Origin of the sequence: Enterobacter sp. BIDMC 30, from assembly GCF_000534355.1 — a bacterium.
Classification (GTDB): Bacteria; Pseudomonadota; Gammaproteobacteria; order Enterobacterales; family Enterobacteriaceae; genus Enterobacter; species Enterobacter ludwigii.
This window is the reverse complement of sequence record NZ_KI973169.1, coordinates 181,074-205,470: the sequence shown is the minus strand read 5'-3', so window position 1 is coordinate 205,470 and position 24,397 is coordinate 181,074. Positions and strand designations below refer to the sequence as shown.

Sequence of the window (24,397 nt, the reverse complement as noted above, 5' to 3'; positions counted from 1 at the left end):
CGTATCTGGCGGTGAATTGTCACTCAACTGTAACATTCACAACCTGATGCTGCCAGCCGGTCACACCGCGCAAAATAGACGGTGTGTGACCCGTGGTTCATCCGAGACCAGCGTAAAGCCCGCCTGATGATAAAACCCGTAGGCAGCGTCCGGGGCGTGGGTATTGAGAAAATCAAACCAGATGCTGGCATCGGCCATTACCACGGTCAGAAGCTGCTTACCAATGCCCAGCCCGCGGCACTTCTCGCTGACGTAGAGATGACGAATGCGGCCGGCGCGCGGCTGCTGGCTGAAGGGATCGCGGTTAAGACCGCATACGCCCACCAGCTTGCCGTTCAAAAAGGCGCCCAGCAGCTTTTCGCCCGGTGCGTTAAAACGGTTTTCACCGCGCTGCCAGTTCTCTTCCAGCCGGCGCAGCATGTTGAAATTCGATGCGATACTTTCGGCCTTTAAGGCGATATAGCCTGGTTCTTCTGGCGTGACAGGCTCAATTAACAGACGCGACATAGCATTCCCTCGTTATTAAAGAGGGGCGGTTGCCCGCCCCTCTCAGGTGCGACTTGAACCTGAATCACCGAAGGTATTTCAGGACAGCATCAAGTAGTTGCAGTACAGCAACAATGAGTTTGAGGATAAGTATCACCATATCCACTACGCTCATACGCGTCTCCTTTTGGTTAAAAGGAGCACGATGCTGGCGTACCTTTCCGCCGCCTGTGACCAGCACCTGGATTGACGTAACACAGTGTGCTCACTTCAGGGGGTTAAGGCACTGACGGCACCACCCGTTTCAGCCAGGACTTCGTTGCGCCGGTAGAACTGCGGCCCCCTCGCTCACTGCGAACACCCTCAGTATAGATAAATACTGTATGCATGAACAGTATTTTTTGGACAAAATTCAGAAGGCGGTCCATACTCAAAAACGTCAAAATCCGTGCCTGAATTGCGCGTTCGTCTTCGATCGCGTATACTTTTTGCGTTGACGTAACACAGTGTGTTCTGCGGCGACCAACCGCAAAAACTCTGAAAAAAAACCTCGCTCAGGCGAGGTTTTTTGTTTTCCGCACGCAACAAACGAAACGTGATCTTCGACGCATTTTTGCGCAGATGAAAATATTTCCATTGTCATGCCCGAAAAGCTGTGTTTGTATAAATTCTATCAATAGATTCCAAACACAGGTCCCCAATGACAGCATCCATGTTCACCTCGACCCTACTAGCAACTGCGCAACCAGCCGCAGTGGTCGTCGTGCGTGTGGTGGTGGTCGTCGGCAATGCGCCGTAGGGACTGGATCAACACACGAATCCAAAACCCCGCCGGCGCAAACCGGGCGGGGTTTTTCGTTTAAGGACCCTCCCCGGAAAGTCGGCTCAGAAGAAAAGGACTGGAGCATGGCAAGTTCGGGCACAACATCCACCAAAACGCGTTTCACGGGCGCGCAGTTAATCGTTCATTTGCTGGAACGACAGGGCATCACCACGGTTGCGGGGATCCCGGGCGGCACCGTGCTGCCGCTGTATGATGCGTTAAGCCAAAGCACGCAGATTCGTCACGTTCTGGCGCGTCACGAGCAGGGTGCGGGTTTCATCGCTCAGGGTATGGCGCGTACGCAGGGCAAACCTGCGGTCTGTATGGCCTGCAGTGGCCCGGGTGCGACTAACCTGGTCACCGCTATCGCCGACGCGCGCCTGGACTCAATTCCACTGATCTGCATCACCGGCCAGGTGCCGTCCTCCATGATCGGTACCGACGCGTTTCAGGAAGTGGATACCTACGGCATCTCTATCCCCATCACTAAACATAACTATTTAGTTCGCGATATCGCCGAGCTTCCTCAGGTTATCAGCGATGCGTTTCGTATTGCGCAATCCGGCCGTCCCGGCCCGGTGTGGATAGACATTCCTAAGGATGTTCAGACCGCAGAGATCGAGATTGACGTGCTGCCGGAGCCGGGTGAACGTGCGCCAGCGCCGCAGTTCAGCGCAGAGAGCGTGCAGGCTGCAGCGGCGATGATTAACGCCGCCAGACGCCCGGTGCTTTATCTGGGTGGCGGGGCGATTAATGCCTCCGACGCGGTACGCCAGCTCGCAGAGAAAGCAAGCCTGCCCACCACCATGACCCTGATGGCGCTGGGTATGTTGCCAAAAGCGCACCCGCTGTCGCTGGGTATGCTGGGGATGCACGGCGCGCGCAGCACGAACTATATTCTGCAAGAAGCGGATTTGCTGATTGTTCTGGGTGCACGTTTTGATGACCGGGCGATTGGCAAGACCGAGCAGTTCTGCCCGAACGCCAAAATCATTCATGTGGATATCGACCGTGCCGAGCTGGGTAAAATCAAGCAGCCGCACGTGGCGATTCAGGGTGATGTTGCCGAGGTGCTGGCGCAATTGATTCCGCAAACGGACGCTTCCGATCGCGCCGACTGGCGTCAGCTGGTTGCCGATCTGCAAAAAGAGTTCCCGGGCGCTATTCCAACCGAGGGGGACCCGCTGAGCCATTACGGGCTGATTAACGCCGTGGCCGCCTGCGTTGATGACAGCGCGATTATCACCACCGACGTGGGCCAGCACCAGATGTGGACCGCCCAGGCCTACCCGCTGAACCGTCCGCGTCAGTGGCTGACCTCGGGTGGGCTGGGGACCATGGGCTTTGGCCTGCCGGCGGCAGTGGGCGCGGCGCTGGCCAATCCCGATCGCAAGGTGATCTGCTTCTCCGGTGACGGTAGCCTGATGATGAACATTCAGGAAATGGCGACGGCAGCCGAAAACCAGTTAGACGTGAAAATCATCCTGATGAACAACCAGGCGCTGGGGCTGGTGCACCAGCAGCAGAGTCTGTTCTATACGCAGGGCGTGTTTGCCGCGACCTATCCAGGAACGATTAACTTTATGCAGATTGCCGCTGGTTTTGGCCTGCATACCTGCGATTTGAACGCCGAAGCGGACCCTCATGCGGCGCTGCAGGCGGCGATTTCTCATCCTGGCCCGGCGCTGATCCACGTGCGTATCGATCCTGAACAAAAAGTGTACCCGATGGTGCCGCCAGGTGCGGCAAATACAGAGATGGTGGGGGAATAAGCCATGCAGAAACAACATGATAACGTCATTCTGGAACTCACCGTCCGCAACCACCCTGGCGTGATGACGCACGTCTGTGGGCTCTTTGCCCGCCGCGCGTTTAACGTGGAAGGTATCCTCTGTCTGCCCATTCAGGGCAGCGAGCACAGCCGCATCTGGCTACTGGTGAATGACGATCAGCGTCTGGAGCAGATGATTGCGCAGATCGACAAGCTGGAAGATGTCGAGAAAGTGGTGCGCAACCAGTCCGATCCCACCATGTTTAACAAAATTGCGGTGTTCTTCGAGTAAATAGCGCAAAGCTTGAACCCCCACGCGCTTATCGTTAAGGTAAGCGCGTTTTTTAACCCGCCAGGAACGCGCCATGACCACCATCGCCCTTATCGACGACCATCTCATCGTCCGCTCCGGATTTGCCCAGCTGCTGAACCTTGAGCCTGATTTTCAGGTGGTGGCAGAGTTCGGCTCCGGTCGCGAGGCGCTGGCAGGTTTGCCCGGGCGCGGTGTCCAGGTCTGTATCTGCGATATCTCGATGCCGGATCTCTCCGGACTCGAGCTGCTGAGCCAGTTACCGAAAGGGATGGCGATCGTGATGCTCTCGGTCCATGACAGCCCGGCGCTGGTGGAGCAGGCACTGAACGCAGGCGCACGTGGATTTCTTTCCAAGCGCTGCAGCCCGGACGAACTGATCGCTGCCGTGCGCACGGTCTCCACCGGCGGGTGCTACCTGACGCCGGATATCGCCATCAAGCTGGCGGCAGGGCGACAAGACCCACTCACCCGACGCGAACGTCAGGTCGCAGAAAAACTGGCGCAGGGGATGTCGGTGAAAGAGATTGCCGTGGACCTGGGGCTGTCGCCAAAAACCGTTCACGTTCACCGCGCTAACCTGATGGAAAAACTCGGCGTCAGTAATGACGTTGAACTGGCGCGCCGCATGTTCGACAGCTGGCAATGAACCCGCTGTTTTCACGGCTGATCGCCGTTGCTGCCAGTTTTTCCATTTTCTCCGCCGCCTGGTTCTGCCTGTGGAGCATCAGCCTGCATCTGGTTGAACGCCCGGAGCTGGCGGTGCTGCTTTTCCCGTTTGGCCTGCGTCTGGGGCTGATGCTGCAATGTCCGCGCGGTTTCTGGCCGGTACTGCTGGGCGCCGAATGGCTGATGCTGGTCTGGCTGGCGCAGGAGGTGGCGCTGGCGCACTTGCCTTTACTGCTGACGGGCAGCGTACTCACGCTGATCCCGGTGGCGCTGATCTCCCGTTATCGTCACCAGCGCGACTGGCGCACGCTGCTGCGTCAGGGGGCGGCGCTGATTGCCGCCGCGCTGTTGCAGTCCCTGCCGTGGACCGGCGAGGAGGAGATGCTTAACGCCCTTCTGCTGACGCTGACCGGCGGTCTGACGCTGGCTCCCACCTGCCTGGTTATCTGGCACTACCTCACCAGTACCGTCTGGCAGCCGCTCGGACCGGCGCTGGTCTCTCAGCCGGTAAACTGGCGCGCCCGGCATCTTATCTGGTATCTGCTGCTGTTTGCGATCAGCCTGTGGCTGCAGCTTGGCCTGCCCGATGAGCTGTCGCGCTTTACCCCGTTTTGCCTGGCGTTGCCGATTATTGCCCTTGCGTGGCACTACGGCTGGCAGGGCGCGCTGATTGCCACCCTGATGAACGCTATCGCGCTGATTGCCAGCCAGACCTGGCACGATCACCCCGTCGATTTACTGCTCTCCCTGCTGGCTCAGAGCCTGACCGGGCTGCTGCTGGGGGCCGGGATTCAGCGCCTGCGTGAACTTAACCACTCATTACAAACCGAGCTGGCGCGTAATCGCCGTCTGGCAGAACGCCTGCTGGAAACGGAAGAGAGCGTCCGGCAGGAGGTGGCCCGCGAGTTGCACGATGACATCGGCCAGACCATTACCGCCATTCGTACTCAGGCAGGCATCGTTCAGCGTCTGGCGGCCGAAAACGCTGGCGTAAAGCAGGGCGGGGCACATATCGAACAGCTCTCTCTTGGCGTGTATGACTCGGTGCGGCGACTGCTTGGCAGGCTGCGACCGCGCCAGCTGGACGATCTTACGCTTGAGCAGGCGGTACGGTCTCTGATGCGCGAGATGGAGCTGGAAAGCCGCGGGATCGTCAGCCATCTTGACTGGCGCATCAATGAATCTTTGCTGAGCGAGGGCCAGCGCGTCACGCTGTTCCGCGTCTGTCAGGAAGGGCTGAATAATATTGTTAAGCACGCCAGCGCCAGCGCGGTAACGCTGCAGGGATGGCAACAGGATGAACGCCTGATGCTGGTGATTGAAGATGATGGCTGCGGTCTGCCGCCGGGCTCCGGCCAGCTGGGTTTTGGCCTGGCGGGCATGCGTGAGCGCGTCAAGGTGTTGGGCGGCACCCTGACGATCTCCTGCACCCACGGCACGCGCGTCAGCGTCAGTTTACCGCTGAGGAGTCAGCATGTTTAAAACCCCGGCGAATGCCGCCCCGCTAAACGATAAACGTGAAATTGACGCCCGCTATCGTTACTGGCGTCGCCATATCCTGATCACCATCTGGCTGGGGTATGCGCTTTTTTACTTTACCCGCAAAAGTTTCAATGCCGCCGCGCCGGAAATCCTCGCCAGCGGGGTGATGACACGCACCGATATTGGCCTGCTGGCGACGCTGTTTTACATCACCTACGGCCTGTCGAAGTTCTTCTCCGGTATCGTCAGCGACCGCTCGAATGCCCGTTATTTTATGGGCTCAGGACTCATTGCCACCGGGGTGGTGAACATTCTGTTTGGCTTCTCTACCTCGCTCTGGGCCTTTGCGCTGCTGTGGGCGTTGAACGCCTTTTTCCAGGGATGGGGCGCGCCGGTGTGTGCCCGTCTGCTCACCGCCTGGTACTCGCGCAACGAGCGTGGCGGCTGGTGGGCTATCTGGAACACGGCGCATAACGTCGGGGGGGCGCTTATTCCGATGGTGGTCGGGGCGGCGGCGCTGCACTACGGCTGGCGCACGGGAATGATGATTGCCGGCGGGCTGGCGATCGTTGCCGGGCTGTTTCTTTGCTGGCGACTGCGTGACAGGCCACAAACCGTGGGCCTGCCCGCGGTAGGCGACTGGCGGCACGACGAGATGGAAGTCGCTCAACAGCAGGAAGGTGCAGGGCTGACGCGTAAAGAGATCCTCACCAAATATGTGCTGTTAAATCCCTATATCTGGTTACTCTCCCTCTGCTACGTGCTGGTCTACGTGGTGCGTGCGGCGATCAACGACTGGGGCAATCTGTATATGTCCGAAACCCTGGGCGTCGATCTGGTGACCGCCAACTCGGCGGTGACGATGTTCGAGCTGGGCGGCTTTATCGGCGCGCTGGTGGCGGGATGGGGCTCGGATAAGCTCTTCAACGGTAACCGCGGGCCGATGAACCTGATCTTCGCCGCCGGGATTTTACTTTCCGTTGGTTCGCTATGGCTGATGCCGTTTGCCAGCTACGTGATGCAGGCGGCGTGTTTCTTCACCACCGGCTTTTTCGTCTTTGGCCCGCAGATGCTGATCGGCATGGCGGCGGCGGAGTGTTCACACAAAGACGCCGCGGGGGCCGCGACGGGCTTTGTCGGGCTGTTTGCTTACCTTGGCGCTTCGCTCTCCGGCTGGCCGCTGGCGCGGGTGATCGACGTCTGGCACTGGAGCGGTTTCTTTGCCGTGATCGCCATCGCGGCAGGAATTTCGGCCCTGCTGCTGCTGCCGTTCCTGCATGCGCAGGCGCCGCGCGAGGCACACGAAGCGTGATGTGCTTCACCTTTTCATCCCGAATGGCGCAAAACTAAGAAATTTTCCTGGTTTCACCTGGACGCTGTCTCAGGCGTCGCTCCCGGCTGGTTTTTACAATGCTGCAAAAATCAGCTCAGGAGTAAACCAATCATGCTGGCCTTCTTAAATCAGGTGCGTAAACCGACCCTGGATCTGCCGCTCGATGTGCGGCGTAAAATGTGGTTCAAACCGTTCATGCAGTCTTACCTGGTGGTCTTTATCGGCTACCTGACCATGTACCTGATCCGCAAAAACTTTAACATCGCGCAGAACGACATGATCTCAACCTACGGGCTGAGCATGACGCAGCTGGGGATGATTGGCCTGGGCTTCTCTATCACTTACGGCGTGGGTAAAACCGTCGTTTCCTACTACGCGGACGGCAAAAACACCAAGCAGTTCCTGCCGTTTATGCTGATCCTCTCCGCCATCTGTATGCTCGGCTTCAGCGCCAGCATGGGCGCGGGCTCCGTCAGCCTGTTCATGATGATCGCCTTCTACGCCCTGAGCGGTTTCTTCCAGAGTACCGGCGGGTCGTGCAGTTACTCCACCATCACCAAATGGACCCCTCGCCGCAAGCGTGGTTCGTACCTCGGCATGTGGAACATCTCCCACAACCTCGGTGGGGCGGGTGCGGCAGGCGTGGCGCTGTTCGGCGCAAACTACCTGTTCGACGGCCACGTGATCGGCATGTTTATCTTCCCGTCGATTATCGCCCTGATCGTCGGCTTTATTGGCTTGCGCTACGGCAGCGACTCCCCGGAATCGTACGGCCTCGGCAAAGCCGAAGAGCTGTTCGGCGAGGAGATCAGCGAAGAGGACAAAGAGACCGAAGAAAACGAGATGTCCAAATGGCAGATCTTTGTTGAGTACGTGCTGAAAAACAAAGTGATCTGGCTGCTGTGCTTCTCCAACATCTTCCTGTACGTGGTGCGTATCGGTATCGACCAGTGGTCGACCGTGTATGCCTTCCAGGAGTTGAAGCTCTCCAAAGAAGTCGCGATTCAGGGCTTCACCCTGTTCGAAGTGGGCGCGCTGGTCGGCACGCTGCTGTGGGGCTGGCTCTCGGACCTCGCCAATGGTCGCCGCGCGCTGGTGGCCTGCGTCGCGCTGGCGCTGATTATCGCCACGCTCGGCGTCTACCAGCACGCCAGCAACCAGTACGTTTACCTGGCGTCCCTGTTCGCGCTCGGCTTCCTGGTGTTTGGACCGCAGCTGCTGATCGGCGTGGCGGCAGTGGGCTTCGTGCCGAAAAAAGCGATCGGCGCTGCCGATGGGATTAAAGGCACCTTCGCCTACCTGATCGGCGACAGCTTCGCCAAGCTGGGTCTGGGTATGATCGCCGACGGTACGCCGATTTTCGGCCTCACCGGCTGGGCGGGCACCTTTGCCGCGCTGGATGCCGCCGCCATCGGCTGTATCGTCCTGATGGCGATGGTCGCGGTGCTGGAAGAACGTAAGATCCGCCGTGAAAATCGGATGCAGAAATTAAAAGTAGCCTGAGTGTGCAGGTAACTTCTTTGCCCGGTTGACCGCCGGGCTTTTTTTTACATTCCACCTTTACCCCCCTTTACAGACCCGCTCCCTGCAATGCTCTACATTTTAATTTTGCTGCCGCACCCCGCGGCTTTTGTCCGTTTTGTTATGGAGAGCTTGCATGGTAAACCGACGACTATCCTGTCTTGCGCTATTGGTGGCGCTTGCCTCCCCCGCCCTGGCGGCGGATGCGCCGACGTACGGTGAGAAGCTGGAGGGGTTTGATTACGCCTGGCCGGTTAAGCATTTCACCTTTACCTCGCAACATCAGCCGCTTGATATGGCCTATCTGGACGTTAAGCCAGAAAAACCCAACGGCCGCACCGTGGTGCTGATGCACGGTAAAAACTTCTGCGCCGGAACGTGGGAGGGGACTATCCGCGCACTTTCCGCCAGCGGATACCGCGTGGTGGCACCAGACCAGATTGGTTTTTGTAAATCCACCAAACCCGAGCATTACCAGTACACCTTCCAGCAGCTGGCGGATAACACCCACGCGTTGCTTAAGCAGCTCGGCGTCGATCGCGTGACGGTTATTGGGCACTCGACCGGCGGCATGCTGGCGACCCGCTACGCGCTCATGTGGCCGCAGGAAGTGGAACAGCTGGTGATGGTTAACCCGATTGGTTTAGAAGACTGGAAAGCCCGCGGCGTACCGCATATTACGGTCGATCAGTGGTATCAGCGTGAACTTAAAACCAGCGCCGATGGTATTCGTCAGTACGAGAAAAATACCTACTATGCCGGGGAGTGGAAGCCGGAGTATGAGCGTTGGGTAACGATGCTGGCCGGGCTGAACAATGGGCCGGGCAAAACGCGTGTCGCCTGGAACTCAGCCCTGCTTTACGACATGATTTATACCCAGCCGGTGATCTACGAATTTGGTGAACTGAAGATGCCGGTATTATTGATGATCGGCACCAAAGACAACACCGCCATCGGGAAAGACCTCGCCCCGCCGGCGATCCGCAAGACGCTGGGCAACTATGCAGTACTGGGTAAGGAGACGGAAAAACGCATTCCGCATGCGACGCTGGTTGAGTTTAACGACATGGGCCATGCGCCGCAGATGCAGGACCCTCAGCGCTTCCATGACGCGCTGCTGAAAGGGCTGCAGGCACGCTGACCGGTCTAAAGCAACAGCCCCGCAGCCCGTTCTGCGCGGGCTGTCTTCAGCGCACTACACGCCAGCATACCTGGCGCTGCCCTCATAACGATTTTCCACCTTTTTTCACTGAACTATTATGGCCTTGCCCGCTGTCGACGCCGCGCGTTTCCCGCTATGATGAGCGGCTGACGTAGAGGAGAACGCATGGTCTGGATAATGCTGGCAACGCTTGCCGTGGTGTTTGTGGTGGGATTTCGGGTCCTGACCTCAGATTCACGTCGCGCAATTAAACGCCTGAGCGAGCGGCTGGGGATCACCCCGGTTCCTGTAGAATCGATGATCGATCAGTTCGGTAAAACGCCCGGCAATGAGTTTATCCGCTACCTTGAACGCCCGGACGAGGCGCATCTGCAAAACGCGGCGCAGGTGCTGCTGATCTGGCAGGTCTGCATTGTCGACGGCAGTGAAGAGAATTTGCTTGCCTGGCACCGTATGCTGCGTAAAGCCCGTCTGGCCGCGCCGATCACGGACGCGCAGGTCCGTCTGACGCTGGGTTTTATGCGTGAAATGGAGCCCGATCCGCAGGAGCTAAACGCCTTCCAGTTACGCTATAACCAGCTTTTCCTGCCGGAAGAGGGCGTGTTTTACCTGCATTAAGCCGTTTTCCCGCATAACACATTCTGTGCGTTAAGAATCTCCTCTCTATTTTCATTGAGGCGAGTGGCGGCATAGATATCTATGTTTAACCTTTTTGCCTCGGCGTCCGTGAGTTCACGGTAGCAAAGCCCTTCCTGATTAAAGGTGCATTTCGACTGAGGCAGCAGCGCAAATCCTTTCCCTCTTGCGATACGGCTTAGCATCACAAGGGTATCATCCGGCTCTTTTATCCGCTTCAGAGGCGTTTTCAGCGTATCAAAGTAGCTTTCGCATTTGTCGTAAAATGACGGGTTGGCACTTCTGGAAAACCAGAAAATGGGAAGATCGCTAATATCCTCCAGCGCGACTTTCTCTTTCAGGCTGGCAGGATGTAAAGAGGGCATTGCGATGAGCAACGGTTCCTGGCAGACCCAGCGGTATTGAACAATGTCTTCATGACCCGTTCCTTTTTCACCGGTCAGCACCAGATCCAGCATGTTTTTAGACAAGCTTTGCAGCAGTTGGGCTGACGTCAGGTCCGGCGTTTCGACATCATCTCCCGCGTTCATTTTTTGAAGCTGGGAATTCACGGGTTCAATATATTCAAAATTAAGGGTCCGCGTGAGTCCAATACGCAGGCTCGTTTCAGAAGAGAGAGGATCTTCTTTTAGGTTACTGATGTCTTTGAGTATTTTTTCAGCCTGAACAACCAGCGCACGGCCTGCTTCTGTGAGGCTAACGTCATGCGTGTTGCGGCTGAACAACTGGCGTTTCAGAACCGCTTCAAGGCATTTTATCTGACGCGTCAATGGCGGTTGAGTCATGCGTAGGCGTTCGGCAGCCTTACGGAAGTTCAGTTCATGTGCGACAGCGAGAAAGCATTGTAATTGTTTGATACTGGGCAGGTTATTGCTGATTAAATGTTCTGCTGTGGCCATACGTGGGTCCTGAATGCGAAAAGGTATTTCGTCTTTTTTCCATTTCGATATTACACGCTAAATGTGGGCAGTAAACCCATTTCAACAGTAATACCAAAAATATATTACAAATTTAACAATTCCAATTGTTCCCTGTATTGATAAATTTCTACCAGAATCCTCACTCAATCAATATTCGGAGTAATTATGTCGTCAAAATATGTACTGGTATCACGCTTCCCGTTAAAAAATACTTTTACTGAGAAAGATTTTACCTCCTTAAAAAGCAATGAAAACGTTCGCTAGTTTTCCTGTGAAGAAAACGGTGTTAATGAACTGCTGGAACTGCGCGCTGTCAATGACATTAAAGAAATTGCGTGTGCTGAGAGTGAAATGGAATCCATGTTCCATCGTTTCTCTGCTGTTCTTTCTGCCGATATTCGTCGCGAACTGCTTAAATTTGTTGAATCCCCAATCGATAATAAAAAGAGCTTACCCGAATCAAATTATATTCAGCTTCGTCACGTTGAGGTGCCCGCCCATAACTATCAGCAGTATCGTCAGTGGCGCGATGAAACCACGCCGCATTTTTTGACGTTGATGAGACGCTAATAAATATTAAAAGTATGTTTGATTTCTATGACTTCTGGTGCAGGGAAAATAATCAAAACGATCGTCTTCAACGCTATATGTCTCGCTTTCGCGTCGACGTTAAAAACGGTGTGCCAGGGGAGACGCTGAACAGAGAGTATTATCGCCAGTTTAAAGGTGTGTCTTGTCGTTATCTGGAAGAAATGGGCGATGAATGGTTCAGGCGTAAGCCAGAAAACGAATTTTTTATTGAGAGTGCCGTTTCAGCACTTAAAAGCCATCAGAGACAGAACATGTACACCGTATTTATATCGGGCTCTATGCTTCCGATTCTGTCACCCATTGCGAAATATCTTGGGGTAACGGACATACTCTGTGCTCCGTTGATAATAAATGACGCAGGCGAGTTGACGGGGGAAATCGGCCTGCCCCAAACAATTGGAGCGGGTAAAAAAGACGCCCTGATGACGTTTTGCCGGGATAAGGAGATTCATCCGGCGGATTGTTATGCCTACGGTGACGATCTTTCGGATATTCCAATGCTCGAAGCCATTGGGCATCCCGTCTGTGTGGGAGAGCATTCCGCGCTTACCCGATATGCAGCAGAAAAAAATTGGCACATTATTTAAACCATTATTGAGGTAAGTAGTATGACTTCAGAACTCTCTCCGCAAAATATGACGTTAAGGTCATGGCTTGCGTTATTCATTCTGGCTATTTCAACGTTTACTATTGTCACTACCGAACTGGCGCCGGTCGGATTATTAACGCCAATCGCAGAGGGATTACGGTCTTCGGAATCCGCGGTGGGCATGACCGTGTCGCTTTATGCCTGGGTGGGGGCGTTGAGTGCGCTGTTTGCCTCCGTCTTTTTAGGCAATGTGGCTAAGAAGCGGCTTTTACTTGTGCTCACCGTGGTGCTTCTGATCTCTAACGTCATGGCCGCGACGGTAAACACCTACGGAATGCTGCTTAGTGCCCGCGTGCTGGGCGCGCTTGCACACGGTGCATTCTGGGCGATGATCGGCGCAACGGCGGTTGCCATGGTTCCTGCCAGATATATTGGTGCGGCGACGTCAATCGTATTTGGTGGCGTTTCCGCAGCAAGCGTTTTTGGCGTACCGGTTTCCAACTACATTGGTATCCACTTCGGCTGGCGGCAGGCATTTTGGCTGATGGCCGCGCTGAGCGTAATTGCCTTTGTGGGTATTAGCGTGCTTGTTCCCCAGATCGCCAGCAAAAGCGCGCTTGGCCTGGATGCGCTTAAGGGCGTGCTGAAATCGTCTACCCTGTGGAAAATTTACTCAGCAACCCTGCTGGCTGTTACGGCGCACTTTGCCGCCTTTACGTACATTGAACCCTGGCTTCACACGCAGAGTTTACTGTCCACCGCCTTTATTCCCGCCGTGCTTTTTGTTTACGGCATCGCGGGTCTGGCCGGTAATTTCCTGACCGGCGTGATGATTGATAAGTATCTCAAGCTGACGGTTTCGCTGTCTGTACTGCTGATCTGTGCAGTGCTGCTGTTCCTGGGCCTGTCAGGTTCCTCGCTCTCTGCTGCGCTGATATTCACCAGCATGATTATCTGGGGCGTTGCCGTGTCAGGAATATTTGTCGGCTTCCAGACGTGGGTTTTACGTATGGCTGAAGATAAAGCCTTCCCGGCCTCCGCAATCTACGTTTCGTTTTTCAATACCGCCATTGGTATCGGCGCGTCGGTCGGTGCCTGGATGGTTTCATCATTTTCAATGCCGCTCCTGTATATCGTCGCCGGCACGGCTATCGGCCTGTCCGTTCTGCTTGTCGCGGTTATTCCTGCAACCTTGACCGCAAAACAATCCCGTATGGAGAAATCTTATGAGTCAAATTAATGACCGCACGCGCTATGGCAGAGAGATCATGGACCGTCTTGAAGCAGGGCTCGCGGATAAAGTCACCCGCCGCCTGAGCGAACTGGACCCGGGCCTGCCCGCCCTGATAACCGACTATGCGTTCGGGGATGTGGTGGGACGTCCGGGACTGGAACTCAAAACGCGCGAAATGCTGACTGTCGCCTCGCTTGTGACGCTGGGTAATGCTATGCCGCAGCTGGAACTGCACATGAGAGGCGCGCTCAACACCGGCGTGACGCCGGAAGAGCTGCTTGAAATTGTGATACAGATGGCGGTGTATGCCGGCGTTCCCGCCTGTATGAACGGTCTTACCGCCTACCGTGCGGCAATCGCTGCGACGGGTCATACGTTGCCGGGACTGAAAGGGAGTCATGCATGAGCGAGGTTGTCATTATTGCAGCCCGCCGCACGGCGACGGGCGCATTTCTGGGCGCGCTTGCTGAGCATTCCGCCGCTGACCTGGGAAGCCGGGTCATTCAGGCGCTCCTGAAAGAATCTGGCGTAGAGGCCAGTAATATCTCTCAGGTCATTATGGGTCAGGTTCTTACGGCGGGGCAATCGCGCTTTGCCGGATTTTGGTGACGCTGGTTCATGCCCTGGTCCGTAATGACGGCAAGTGTGGCGTCGCCGCGCTGTGCGTAGGCGGTGGGGAAGGCGTCGCGTTGAGCGTTTATCGCTAACGGCACGGCGTATCCGATATAAAAAAACCGGGAAAACCCGGTTTTTTTATTTTCATGATGAGGTATCAGGCGTTCACGCCCTTCATACCCTCGGCAGAATAGCGATCGCCTTTAATCGCTATCCGGCGATGCAGGTTGTTCAATGATTCAATATCGCTCTTCTCAAGCTCAATGTTGGCAGCGCGCGCGTTCTCGGCCAGATAGCCAGTGTGCTTAGTGCCCGGGATGGGAACCAGCCGATCGTATTGCGCTAACAGCCAGGCAAGGGCAATCTGACCCGCGGTACAGCCGTATTTCGCCGCCAGCGGGTGGATGACATCGAGCAGCTGGCGATTATGATCGAGGCTGGACTGCATAAAGCGCTCGTTATTTTTACGGAAATCACCCTCTGCAAATTCGCTATTGTTCAGGTATTTTCCCGTCAGGAAGCCTCTGCCAAGAGGCGAGTAGGGCACCAGACCAATGCCTAACGTTTTCACGACCGGCAGAATGCTTTCCTCGATATCGCGTGTCCACAGAGAATATTCCGTTTGCAGCGCGGTGACCGGATGTACCGCATGGGCCCGTTGTAGCGTTGACGCCGACACTTCGCAAAGGCCGATGTGGTTGATCTTGCCCTCTTTCACAAGGGTGCGTAGACAATCCATACTCTCTTCGACCGGGGTGGTGTTACTCAGTCTGTGTAGATAAAAGAGGTCGATTCGCTCCACGCCAAGCCGCTTGAGGGACTCATTACAGCAGCGGATGATATAGTCAGGCGTATTGTTGATGGTGCGGGCATAAGACTCGTCGGGAGAGCGATCGATGCCGCATTTCGTGGCTATTTTGAACTGCTCGCGAGTGCTTTTATCCAGCCCGGCAAGAAAATGACCGATTAGTCTTTCATTATGACCACGGCCATATAAATTTGCGGTATCAATAAACGTCACGTTCAGATCGATGAGGCTATGCAATACCCGCAGCGAGGCGTTGTCATCAGTCTGGCCATAAAATTCACTCAGACCCATGGCACCGTAGCCGACGGCACTGACGGTAAGATTTTGAGATAAATTACGTGTTTTCATAGTTTCTCCTTTTCAGACGCTATGATTGTTTCACCTCAAATGTGGATACTGAATTTTCATTTTCGTTATGCAGAAAAGGTATCAGTCGACGACGCGCTCTCTTCAGGCTCATTAAAAACGACAAAAGTTGTCAAATCGTTAAATTCGTCACACTTTTGATGATAAACTGCGCGACTTTTCCGCACGTTTTTATCTCAGGTGACGCCATGACAGAACACATTCAGCCCACGCCCAGACCGCAGACCCAGGAGGTCACTCGCCCCAACTGGTCGGCGGTTTTCTCCGTGGCATTTTGCGTTGCCTGCCTGATTACCGTTGAGTTTCTGCCGGTGAGCCTGCTGACGCCGATGGCACAGGATCTGGGCATTTCCGAAGGGGTGGCGGGGCAGTCCGTCACTGTGACCGCCTTTGTGGCGATGTTCGCGAGCCTGTTTATTACCCAGGTGATCGGCACCATCGACCGCCGTAAAGTGGTCATTCTGTTCAGCGTGCTGCTGACGCTCTCCTGCCTGCTGGTCTCTTTTGCCAATAACTTCACCCTGCTGCTGCTGGGTCGCGCCTGTCTGGGGCTGGGATTAGGCGGCTTCTGGGCGATGTCGGCCTCGCTCACCATGCGTCTGGTTCCCGCGCGCGCCGTGCCGAAAGCCCTCTCCGTGATCTTTGGTGCTGTTTCGATTGCGCTGGTCATTGCTGCGCCGTTGGGCAGTTTCCTTGGCGGGATCATCGGCTGGCGTAACGTCTTTAACGCTGCCGCGGTGATGGGGGGGCTATGCATTCTCTGGGTCTGGAAAGCGCTGCCGTCCTTACCGGGGGAGGCGGCACACCATAAACAGAATATGTTCAGCCTGCTGAAGCGCCCGGGCGTGCTGGCGGGGATGACCGCCATCTTTATGGCATTTGCCGGACAGTTTGCCTTCTTCACCTATATCCGCCCGGTATTCATGAACATGGCCGGGTTTGATGTGGATGGCCTGACGCTGGTGCTCCTGAGCTTCGGTATCGCCAGCTTTGTCGGCACCTCGCTGTCGTCCGCGTTCCTGAAGCGTTCCCTGAAAGTGGCGCTGGCGGGCGCGCCGCTGGTGCTGGCAATTAGCGCTGCGGTGCTGGTGCTGTGGGGCAGCGATAAGTGGGTTGCGTCGGCGATTGCGATTATCTGGGGCTTTGCTTTTGCGCTGGTGCCGGTGGGCTGGTCGACGTGGATCACCCGCTCGCTCGCCGATCAGGCGGAAAAAGCCGGGTCGATTCAGGTCGCGGTGATCCAGCTGGCGAACACCTGCGGTGCGGCGATTGGCGGCGTTGCGCTGGACCATCTGGGGCTGACGTCACCGCTGGTGATTTCAGGAACCCTGATGCTGCTGACCGCGCTGCTGGTGGCGGGGAAGGTGAAAGCAAAATAAGTAAATCCCCTCTTCCCACAGGGAAGAGGGGATATCAGGCTACGCCGATGTCTGAACCCGTCTTCTCGAATCCATCGAAATCAGCACCACCGACGACACAATCAACAGCGTGCCCAGCCAGTCCGGCAGCGTAAACGCCACCCCAAGCAAAATCACCGACAGCAGGGCGCTGCTCAGCGGCTCGGCACAGCTCAGAATGCTCGCCTTCGGCCCGCCAATCATCTGCGCGCCTTTCAGATACAGGCTGAACGTCAGCGCCGTGCCAATCACCACCAGATAGAAAAACGCCAGCAGCAGGCTGCCATCAATCACGAAGGTGGTCCCGCGTCCGGCGTAGAATGGCGTCAGCACGACCCCCGCGATTAACATACTCCAGCCAACAATCGGCAGCGTGCCGTAGCGGGCGATCAGCGTCGACGGATAGGTCGTATAAAACGCGGCGGCAAAGGCCGAGGCGATACCGAAGAACAGGGCGGCAGGGGAGATGGAGAGCGAGGTTGGATCGCCGTGGGTGACCAGCAGGAAGGTGCCGACAAGTGACGTCAAAATGGCGGATAAAACAAACACGCCGGGACGTTTTTTCCTCGCCAGCGCGAACCAGGCGACAATGATCGTTGGCGAGAGAAACTGCAGCACGGTGGCCGTCGCCGCGTTGGATTTTTCAATCGTCAGCAGGAAGGTGAGCTGGACGGTGAGCGCACCAACCAGCGAGAAAAACAGCAGGCTGAGGGCGTCTTTACGATGTTTGATGACTGAGAAAATCTTGTCGCCATGAACGAAGGAGAGGGTCAGCAAGATGACGCCGGTAAACAGCAGGCGAATCATCGTCAGGTAAGGGGACGAGATCTGGCTTTTCTCCATGATGTACTGCGCGCAAACCCCTGAGCTGCCCCATAAAACGGCGGCGATCAGAACGTTGAGCATTCCTTTACGTGTGGAACCCATGTTCTCCCCTGTTATGTTGGTTTTTGTGTAGCATAACATGGGTCTTGCCGGGTGCGGTGTGGCCTGATGCCCTCACCCCGGCCCTCTCCCACAGGGAGAGGGTGCAAACACGAAAAACGGCAACGTGCGTTGCCGTTTTGCTTTTACCTTGCTTAGAACCACGCTTCCCACATCGCGCCGACGTTGAAATCATCCAGCGTCTCATCTTTTGTACCGTTCACACGGGCGGTGCGTTCGTTATCCACTTTGCCGCCGGTCACGTAGAAGCGCAGCATTGGGCGGAACTCTGGCCCCATGGCGATGGACATGTTCTGCGACAGGGTCAGCTTCCAGCCTTTGTTATCACCGCCATTGTCGTAATCCACGTGCTGCCAGCCCGCTTCCAGCCAGGTGGAGTGAACGTCGTTCCACCAGTGCATCGGACGCACGATGGCGTTGTAGTTCTTACGGTTGTCGGTTTTATCGCGGCTGTTGTCGTAGTCGTGGAAGGCGAGGATGTACTCCACCTGCGTGGCCTGGGTGAATTTGTACAGCCCTTCGAAGCTGGCGTAGACCGTGGTCAGATCTTCGGTTTTGTTGAATACGCTGTTGTCCGCGTTATCAGAATAACGGGCAATCACCTTATTCACGCCGCTGTCGTTGGTGTGGCTCAGCACCACGCCGCCCTGCCAGGCCTTCAGACGCTCTTCACTCTCAATGGCTTTGGAGTCAAAACCGTAGTTCGCGTACAGCTCCAGATCCAGCGGGCCGACTTTCATGCCGTGGATTTTAGAGGTCGCAGCGTAGTTACCCTTGTCGCCCGTGCCGGAACCGCCGGTACAGGTAATGCGCGACGGGTTTGCCTCATCTTCCATCACTTCCGGGCTACAGGATTCCACCGCGGCCACCGCGGCAACGTCAAACTGCACGCCGCCGATGTCGAAGTTCTTCACCCCGGCACCCTGGCCGTCGTGGTTCATCCAGAAGTAATCGTTGATACCCTGCTGTGGACGCTGGTGGAAGTCACGGCCGGCCCAGAAATAGGCGTTCGGGTTGGAGGCCATAATGTTGGTCACACCGGCATAGGCTTTTTTCAGGTTAACCTCGTCGCCCCAGTGGTCGATCATCACGTTGATGTCCCAGATGGCACCGTTGTCGCCCTTGAAGGCTTTGGAGAGCTGGAATTCACCGCCGTTGCCTTCGTTACCCAGACGACCGATTGCGGATGCGCCGTTATAGGAACCGTCTACCGCCACGTATTTCTGATCGGCTGCCTGGAAGTGCGCGCCGTAGCGGGCATAGCCGGTAAATTTAACCCCAAACGGAATCGCGAGGTCCGGTGATTGCGCCGCGCTTTGCGGTTCGGTGACCACGTCCGCTTTTTTCGCGACGGCAGCGTCCATTTTGGCCTGACGTTCGGCCAGCGCTTTGTCTACCGCTTTCGCCACGATGGCGTCGATTTGCTCTTGCGTAAATTCTTGTGCGAGTACAGAAATTGGGCAAAGCGCGGCGACAACCGCCATGGTTAATGGAAGTTTTTTAATATAATTCATGGTTATCTCAATATAGTTTAATTTTATTCAGACAATAACCATCCCGCTCCGATCTGACAGAGTTTGTCGCTATCATCAGAACAAGTGGATTTCTATTTTAGGTACAGAGTGATTACATTAACGTTTTTTCGCCATACATTATCTCTGATATAAATGGATTATTTCTTCGGATAATTCACGTGCCAGCAGGGAATTCATTAAATGATCCTGCGCGTGAACCATTATTAAGGTCATAGGCTGGCGGGCTTCGCCCGCATCCTGTTCGATCAGTTTGGTCTGCATTTTGTGCGCCTGGCGCGCGTAGCCATCGGCTTCGCGCAGCAGGCTTTTGGCTTCGTCAAGGTTGCCCTGACGCGCCGCGTGCAGAGCTTCAAAGCACAGGCTACGCGACTGACCGGCGTTGACGATAATTTCCATTACGGCTTCTTCTAATGCGATCATTACACTGACTCTCTGTCAAAACTGTTATTTAATGCGGTGGCGGCAAACCACTCGCCGCTTTTCTTGATGGTGCGCTGCTGGGTAGTTAAATCGAGCTGGATAAATCCGTAGCGATTTTTATACGCATTACACCACGACCAGTTATCAATAAAGGTCCACATATGGTAGCCAAGACACTGGCACCCTTCGCTAATACCTTTATGCAGCCAGGCCAAATGTTCGGAAATAAAATCGATGCGGTATTGATCGTTTATCTGACCATTCTCAATAAAGCGCTGTTCATTTTCGACACCCATACCGTTCTCAGAAATAAAACAGCGTGGGTTACCGTAATTGTCGCGCAGGTTAATCAGAATATCGTAAATACCCGGCTCATAAATTTCCCAGCCACGGTATGGATTCATCTTGCGGCCAGGCATTTCGTAATTATCAAAGAACCACTCCGGCATAAACGGTGCCTGTGGGTTCACCGCACTGTCACGGCATTTCACGCGACGCGGCTGATAATAGTTAATGCCGAGCAGGTCGATTTTTCCTTCCGCAATCAGGAAACTGTCTTCCGGTTTGCAGGCGGGGAGCTGATCGTAAGATTTCAGCAACGCCACCAGATCCGCCGGGTATTCGCCGCGCAGGACGGGGTCAAGGAAGCTGCGGTTAAACATCAGGTCCGCAATGTGTGCCGCTTTGAGGTCAGCCGGGTTTTGCGAGCGCGGATAGGACGGCGTCAGGTTCAGTACGATACCGATCTCCCCGGCGTAGTGCCCGGCACGGTAAGCGCGTACCGCCTGCGCATGCGCCAGCACGGTGTGATACGCCACGGTGGCCGCACGACGAAAATCCACCACGTTGGGATAGTGGAAATCGTACAGATAGCCGCCTTCCACCGGCACAATCGGCTCGTTGAAGGTAAACCAGTGCAGCACGCGATCGCCAAACAGATCGAAGCAAATCTGCGCATAACGGGCGTAAGCGTCCACCACGTTGCGGTTTTCCCAGCCGCCAATCTCCTGCATCGCCATCGGCATGTCGAAGTGGAACAGGGTGATAAACGGGGTAATACCCTGTTCAATCAGCTCATCAATGACCTGATGATAAAAATCGACCGCTTCCGGGTTCACTTCACCGATACCGTCGGGGATCAGGCGCGCCCAGCTAATCGAGGTGCGAAAGCTGTTGTGGTTCAGCTGCTTTAACAGCTGAATGTCCGTTTTCCAGTGTTGATAAAACGTGGAGGTGTGCTGCGGTCCCACGCCATTATGAAAACGGTTCGGCTCGCGGGCAAACCAGTAATCCCAGGTGGTTTCACCCTCTCGTGTCCCTTCGGTCTGGAGGGCGGAGCTTGCGCTGCCCCACCAGAAATTATCGGGAAATGCGTATTTCATGACCTTTCCTCTTTGACTTAATGACTTGCTGTTTCAGCGGCACCGACGGTTGCCTGGGCTTTCTGCTCTTCGTTTTTCATCAACGTACGCTCGTAAGCACGCAGGAACGGCAGGTACATCAGCGCTGACATCACCATACACACCAGACACATCACCACCGGGCTCAACGCCCAGTTTGCCGCCCACGATGCGCCAATAGGGGCCGGGGTCGTCCACGGGGTTAACGACACCACCTGTGCCAGCCAGCCCATTTTGGTGGCGCCGTACGCCAGGCAGGCGTTCACCAGCGGAACAAACACGAACGGGATAAACAGCATTGGGTTCATGATGATTGGCGCGCCGAACAGAATCGGTTCGTTGATGTTAAAGAAGCTGGGCACAACGCCCATTTTGCCGATGGTGCGCAGGTGTGTGACGCGGCTGCGCAGCAGCAGGAAGGCCAGCGGAAGCGTGGAGCCGACGCCGCCAATCAGCAGGTAGTGGTCCCAGAAACCCTGCAGGTAAACGTGTGGCAGCGCCGCGCCAGCCGCCAGTGCCGCCTGGTTTGCGGACAGGTTGGCCATCCAGAACGGGTTCATGATGCCGGTGACAATCAGCGAGCCGTGGATACCGGCAAACCAGAAGATCTGGCACAGCAGCACGGAGAGCAGAATGGCAGGCAGGGAGTCAGACGCAGAGACCAGCGGTTCCAGCAGGTGCATAATCGCCTGCGGGATAATCATCCCGGTTTGTGCTTCGATAAACAGGTTCAGCGGGTGCAGGGTACCGATCACCACCATGACCGGGATCAGGATCTCAAACGAACGCGCCACACCGGTCGGCACTTCTTTCGGCAGACGGATGGTCACGTTGTTCTGCTTCAGCCACGCATACACGCGGGTGGAGTAGATGGCGGTAATCAGCGCGGTGAAAATCCCCTGGCCGGAGAGGTACTGGGTCGAGATCTTGCCGTCGGCATACGGAGCTGCCACCAGCAGGAAGGCCATAAAGGCCAGCAGACCGGACATCACCGGATCGAGGTTAAACTGACGCCCCAGGCTTGCACCAATCCCCACCGAAATGAAGAACGTCATCACGCCCATGCTGAGGTTGAACGGCAGCATCAGCTGTTCACGGTAAGTCTGGGAGAAATCCAGCCAGCCGCGGGCAAAGCTGTTTGTCGTATCCGCGGAGAAGGGCGGGAAGATGAACACCAGCATAAACGAGCCGATGATCATAAACGGCAGCGCGGCGGTAAAGCCGTCGCGGATGGCAATCACATACTTTTGCTGGCCGAGCTTCGCGGCCAGCGGGGTAATTGACTGCTCAATAACCGCGACCATTGATTGATATAACGAACTCATGTGAACACCTTTTAGTGTGCCGCTTCGATGAGCGACAGAGCATAGTCCAGTACTTTATCGCCACGTTGCATACCGTAATCCATCATGTCGATGGGTTGGACCGGGATGCCCTTTGTAGCCGCCTTGTCTGAGAGTGTCTGTAACATGTACTTCACCTGGGGTCCGAGAAGGACAACCTGGTACTGCGGAAACTGCGTATCAAATTCGGAAACGCCATACGCGTCTATTTTTACCGGCAACCCGCGCTCTTTCGCGACATCGACCATTTTGCTGACCAGCAGGCTGGTGGACATCCCGGCAGAGCAACACAGCATAATCTTGAACATCGACAACCATCCTCTAAATGTAAAAAGTTATTGCGAGGATGATTGGACATTATACGGAAACCGGTTTCCATTTATAAAAGACAGAAGTGTGACAACCATCAAGATCCACTACTTATGACGCTAATTAACCAGATGCATGTCACATAATTTGCGCGTTTTGACATCATTTTGAGTTGAAATGGAAAATCGATTTCCATGAAAAACGGAAAAGGATATACTCCATTCTGGCTATAATATGAGCCGTAGCGGTGATGGAATTTGCAGGTGCGAAGTAAGCCTGCCAGGGGAAAGAGATGTCGACAATCAATGATGTATCACGTCTTGCCGGGGTGTCTAAAGCCACGGTATCGCGAGTGTTGAGTGGGTCGCGTGGCGTAAAGGAAGCCAGCCGCCAGGCCGTTTTAAAAGCGGTTGATGAACTGAACTACCGGCCCAATGTGATTGCGCAGTCGCTGCTGAGCCAGTCGACGGGGTGTATTGGGGTGATTTGCGCGCAGGAGAATATTAACCAGACCACCGGTTATCTTTACGCGCTGGAAAAGCACCTCAGCCAGCATCAAAAACATCTGCTGTTGCGCTTCGCGCATACCAAAGCGGAAGTGATGCACGCCCTGGAAGAACTTTCCTGTGGGTTATGTGATGACATCCTGGTGATTGGCGCGCGTTTCCCGCTGGACGTCGAGATGGACAATGTCATTCTCGTTGACTGTATGGAGTCCGATAATTCCAACAGCATCCAGTTCGATCACGCCTTTGCCGCCGAAACCGCCTGTAACTATCTGACCAGCCAGGGGCGACGCCAGATAGCCCTGATCCATCCGCAAGGCAGCGGTTTCGCCGACCAGGTGTTGCTGGGCTATAAACACGCGCTGGAGAAAAATTTCCTGCCCTTTAATCGCAACCTCGTCTTTATGGATGCCACCTCCTCATCCGTTGCGCTGCAGGAGTTGCTTAACAATGCGAGCACGCTGAATTTTAACGCGCTGCTGGTGGCGGACGAACAGGAAGCTCAGCGGGTGATCCCGCAGCTGCAGGCATTTAATAAATCCGTGCCGGACGACATTATGGTCTTTAGCCTTGCCGGATCGCTGCATCTGCCGGGTATCCCGGTGATCCCGGCCATCGAATACTCGATGGATGCTATGGCGGCACGTATTGTGGGCTGGCTGACGGAGAAAACGCAGATGCTGGGGTCCTATGTTCTGCGCGGGGATTTGATTATTCCGGATGTACGAAAGCGCTAAAAAAAAGCGTGAAGCCTGGCTTCACGCTTAATAATCTTCCATACAATCCACCTGACTGACCGCGTCCCAGTAAGCATCCAGATTGTCGCGCTTCACGGCCGTGATGGCGTTTTTGATCAACAGTTGATTGGCCTCAGACGACAAAATCATCGCCTGCCAGGCTTTATCGCTCTGCTTTTTCTGGGGCGTGCAGGCCTTCTTCACATCTTTAAGGATCTGCTGCTTTATCTGGGCCTCTTTCACGGGATCGTCTTTTTCCTGGGCATGGACAAACGCGGCGAAGAGCAGACAAACGAGCAGGCAAACCAGGTGTGCAGCTTTCATCAAAATCCCCTTTAGACGTCACAGGCTTCCCATGAAATATATCGTTACATTCAGTGTAGCGACGCCAGCCGAAAGTATGAATTTTTGTCTACCTGCGTATGAGAACCCTGCACCTGCACCTGCACCTGCACCTGCACCTGCACCTGCACCTGCACCTGCACCTGC

The 24,397-nt window shown here is 55.4% G+C and carries 26 protein-coding genes and 2 pseudogenes; 17 read left to right on the top strand and 11 right to left on the bottom strand.

All coding sequences use genetic code 11. From position 1 onward, the window contains the following. Nucleotides 1-60 precede the first annotated feature (60 nt). A complete protein-coding gene (locus L466_RS21220) occupies nucleotides 61-507 on the bottom strand; it encodes a GNAT family N-acetyltransferase (protein ID WP_014167984.1) in 447 nt (148 codons plus the stop codon). A gap of 64 nt (nucleotides 508-571) precedes the next feature. Further along, nucleotides 572-661 carry a type I toxin-antitoxin system toxin TisB gene (gene tisB, locus L466_RS22815; protein ID WP_020684667.1) on the bottom strand — a complete coding sequence of 30 codons (90 nt, stop codon included), beginning with the start codon at nucleotides 659-661 and terminating at the stop codon, nucleotides 572-574. A gap of 525 nt (nucleotides 662-1,186) precedes the next feature. On the opposite strand from tisB, the gene ivbL reads away from it, so the two are divergent. The 9 genes from ivbL to L466_RS21260 all read left to right on the top strand — a co-directional run bounded on the left by ivbL (nucleotide 1,187) and on the right by L466_RS21260 (nucleotide 10,175). Then, the gene (ivbL, locus tag L466_RS23535; protein WP_071605430.1) at nucleotides 1,187-1,285 is read left to right on the top strand and encodes an ilvB operon leader peptide IvbL; all 99 of its coding nucleotides are present in this window, start codon (nucleotides 1,187-1,189) and stop codon (nucleotides 1,283-1,285) included. A gap of 107 nt (nucleotides 1,286-1,392) precedes the next feature. Further along, a complete protein-coding gene (gene ilvB / locus L466_RS21225) occupies nucleotides 1,393-3,081 on the top strand; it encodes an acetolactate synthase large subunit (RefSeq protein ID WP_032680034.1) in 1,689 nt (562 codons plus the stop codon). A gap of 3 nt (nucleotides 3,082-3,084) precedes the next feature. Beyond that, nucleotides 3,085-3,372, top strand: a complete 288-nt coding sequence (gene ilvN / locus L466_RS21230; protein WP_014167986.1) for an acetolactate synthase small subunit — start codon at nucleotides 3,085-3,087, stop codon at nucleotides 3,370-3,372. A 73-nt stretch (nucleotides 3,373-3,445) separates the two neighbouring features. Then, on the top strand, nucleotides 3,446-4,039 hold the full coding sequence (gene uhpA, locus L466_RS21235) for a transcriptional regulator UhpA (protein ID WP_014167987.1): 594 nt from the start codon (nucleotides 3,446-3,448) through the stop codon (nucleotides 4,037-4,039). Continuing rightward, the gene (gene uhpB, locus L466_RS21240; protein ID WP_032680033.1) at nucleotides 4,036-5,541 is read left to right on the top strand and encodes a signal transduction histidine-protein kinase/phosphatase UhpB; all 1,506 of its coding nucleotides are present in this window, start codon (nucleotides 4,036-4,038) and stop codon (nucleotides 5,539-5,541) included. Before uhpA ends, uhpB begins: the two co-directional genes overlap by 4 nt. Beyond that, a complete protein-coding gene (locus L466_RS21245) occupies nucleotides 5,534-6,853 on the top strand; it encodes an MFS transporter (protein ID WP_014167989.1) in 1,320 nt (439 codons plus the stop codon). The genes uhpB and L466_RS21245 overlap by 8 nt, the downstream gene beginning before the upstream one ends. A 132-nt stretch (nucleotides 6,854-6,985) precedes the next feature. Further along, nucleotides 6,986-8,377, top strand: a complete 1,392-nt coding sequence (uhpT, locus tag L466_RS21250) for a hexose-6-phosphate:phosphate antiporter (RefSeq protein ID WP_020882733.1) — start codon at nucleotides 6,986-6,988, stop codon at nucleotides 8,375-8,377. A gap of 154 nt (nucleotides 8,378-8,531) precedes the next feature. Continuing rightward, on the top strand, nucleotides 8,532-9,536 hold the full coding sequence (locus tag L466_RS21255) for an alpha/beta fold hydrolase (protein WP_020882732.1): 1,005 nt from the start codon (nucleotides 8,532-8,534) through the stop codon (nucleotides 9,534-9,536). Nucleotides 9,537-9,722: 186 nt separating this feature from the next. Then, nucleotides 9,723-10,175, top strand: coding sequence for a DUF1198 domain-containing protein (locus L466_RS21260; RefSeq protein WP_014167992.1), 453 nt, complete (start codon nucleotides 9,723-9,725; stop codon nucleotides 10,173-10,175). On the opposite strand, the gene L466_RS21265 is transcribed toward L466_RS21260, so the two are convergent. Further along, nucleotides 10,172-11,092 (bottom strand): LysR family transcriptional regulator, encoded by a 921-nt coding sequence (locus tag L466_RS21265; protein WP_032680032.1) that lies wholly within the window; start codon nucleotides 11,090-11,092, stop codon nucleotides 10,172-10,174. The genes L466_RS21260 and L466_RS21265 overlap by 4 nt on opposite strands. A gap of 372 nt (nucleotides 11,093-11,464) precedes the next feature. On the opposite strand from L466_RS21265, the gene L466_RS21270 reads away from it, so the two are divergent. The 6 genes and pseudogenes from L466_RS21270 to L466_RS22805 form a co-directional block, all read left to right on the top strand. Further along, complete coding sequence (locus tag L466_RS21270; RefSeq protein WP_032680031.1) at nucleotides 11,465-11,683, top strand: hypothetical protein; 219 nt, start codon at nucleotides 11,465-11,467, stop codon at nucleotides 11,681-11,683. A 14-nt stretch (nucleotides 11,684-11,697) separates the two neighbouring features. Next, a complete protein-coding gene (locus tag L466_RS21275) occupies nucleotides 11,698-12,291 on the top strand; it encodes an HAD family hydrolase (protein WP_032680030.1) in 594 nt (197 codons plus the stop codon). A 21-nt stretch (nucleotides 12,292-12,312) separates the two neighbouring features. Further along, nucleotides 12,313-13,533 (top strand): MFS transporter, encoded by a 1,221-nt coding sequence (locus L466_RS21280; protein ID WP_025206519.1) that lies wholly within the window; start codon nucleotides 12,313-12,315, stop codon nucleotides 13,531-13,533. Further along, a complete protein-coding gene (locus L466_RS21285) occupies nucleotides 13,520-13,933 on the top strand; it encodes a carboxymuconolactone decarboxylase family protein (RefSeq protein ID WP_014167999.1) in 414 nt (137 codons plus the stop codon). The genes L466_RS21280 and L466_RS21285 overlap by 14 nt, the downstream gene beginning before the upstream one ends. Beyond that, nucleotides 13,930-14,109, top strand: a pseudogene (locus L466_RS21290) (acetyl-CoA acetyltransferase); the annotation flags it as partial. The gene L466_RS21285 and the pseudogene L466_RS21290, both read left to right, overlap by 4 nt. Beyond that, nucleotides 14,103-14,234 (top strand): annotated as a pseudogene (locus tag L466_RS22805) (acetyl-CoA C-acetyltransferase); the annotation flags it as partial. The pseudogenes L466_RS21290 and L466_RS22805, both read left to right, overlap by 7 nt. A 65-nt stretch (nucleotides 14,235-14,299) precedes the next feature. Here the strand turns inward: L466_RS22805 and L466_RS21295 are convergent. Beyond that, nucleotides 14,300-15,298 carry an aldo/keto reductase gene (locus L466_RS21295; protein WP_014168002.1) on the bottom strand — a complete coding sequence of 333 codons (999 nt, stop codon included), beginning with the start codon at nucleotides 15,296-15,298 and terminating at the stop codon, nucleotides 14,300-14,302. 206 nt (nucleotides 15,299-15,504) lie between these two features. Here L466_RS21295 and nepI point away from each other — a divergent pair, with 206 nt between their 5' ends. After that, complete coding sequence (gene nepI / locus L466_RS21300; RefSeq protein ID WP_032680029.1) at nucleotides 15,505-16,695, top strand: purine ribonucleoside efflux pump NepI; 1,191 nt, start codon at nucleotides 15,505-15,507, stop codon at nucleotides 16,693-16,695. Nucleotides 16,696-16,734: 39 nt separating this feature from the next. Here the strand turns inward: nepI and L466_RS21305 are convergent, their stop codons facing one another. The 6 genes from L466_RS21305 to L466_RS21330 form a co-directional block, all read right to left on the bottom strand. Then, entirely contained in the window at nucleotides 16,735-17,640 is a 906-nt protein-coding gene (locus L466_RS21305; RefSeq protein WP_020882723.1) for a DMT family transporter, read from the bottom strand. A 152-nt stretch (nucleotides 17,641-17,792) separates the two neighbouring features. Next, nucleotides 17,793-19,172, bottom strand: a complete 1,380-nt coding sequence (locus L466_RS21310; protein WP_014168005.1) for a carbohydrate porin — start codon at nucleotides 19,170-19,172, stop codon at nucleotides 17,793-17,795. A gap of 138 nt (nucleotides 19,173-19,310) precedes the next feature. Further along, on the bottom strand, nucleotides 19,311-19,613 hold the full coding sequence (locus tag L466_RS21315; RefSeq protein WP_014168006.1) for a PTS lactose/cellobiose transporter subunit IIA: 303 nt from the start codon (nucleotides 19,611-19,613) through the stop codon (nucleotides 19,311-19,313). Beyond that, entirely contained in the window at nucleotides 19,613-20,995 is a 1,383-nt protein-coding gene (locus tag L466_RS21320) for a glycoside hydrolase family 1 protein (protein ID WP_032680028.1), read from the bottom strand. Before L466_RS21320 ends, L466_RS21315 begins: the two co-directional genes overlap by 1 nt. 17 nt (nucleotides 20,996-21,012) lie before the next feature. Beyond that, nucleotides 21,013-22,338, bottom strand: coding sequence for a PTS cellobiose transporter subunit IIC (locus tag L466_RS21325; RefSeq protein WP_014168008.1), 1,326 nt, complete (start codon nucleotides 22,336-22,338; stop codon nucleotides 21,013-21,015). Nucleotides 22,339-22,349: 11 nt separating this feature from the next. Beyond that, complete coding sequence (locus L466_RS21330; RefSeq protein ID WP_014830072.1) at nucleotides 22,350-22,664, bottom strand: PTS sugar transporter subunit IIB; 315 nt, start codon at nucleotides 22,662-22,664, stop codon at nucleotides 22,350-22,352. A 293-nt stretch (nucleotides 22,665-22,957) separates the two neighbouring features. Here L466_RS21330 and L466_RS21335 point away from each other — a divergent pair, with 293 nt between their 5' ends. Beyond that, entirely contained in the window at nucleotides 22,958-23,908 is a 951-nt protein-coding gene (locus tag L466_RS21335; protein ID WP_014168010.1) for a LacI family DNA-binding transcriptional regulator, read from the top strand. Nucleotides 23,909-23,935: 27 nt separating this feature from the next. Here L466_RS21335 and L466_RS21340 read toward each other — a convergent pair whose 3' ends face one another. After that, on the bottom strand, nucleotides 23,936-24,232 hold the full coding sequence (locus L466_RS21340; protein WP_020882719.1) for a YicS family protein: 297 nt from the start codon (nucleotides 24,230-24,232) through the stop codon (nucleotides 23,936-23,938). Between the last annotated feature and the right edge of the window lie 165 nt (nucleotides 24,233-24,397).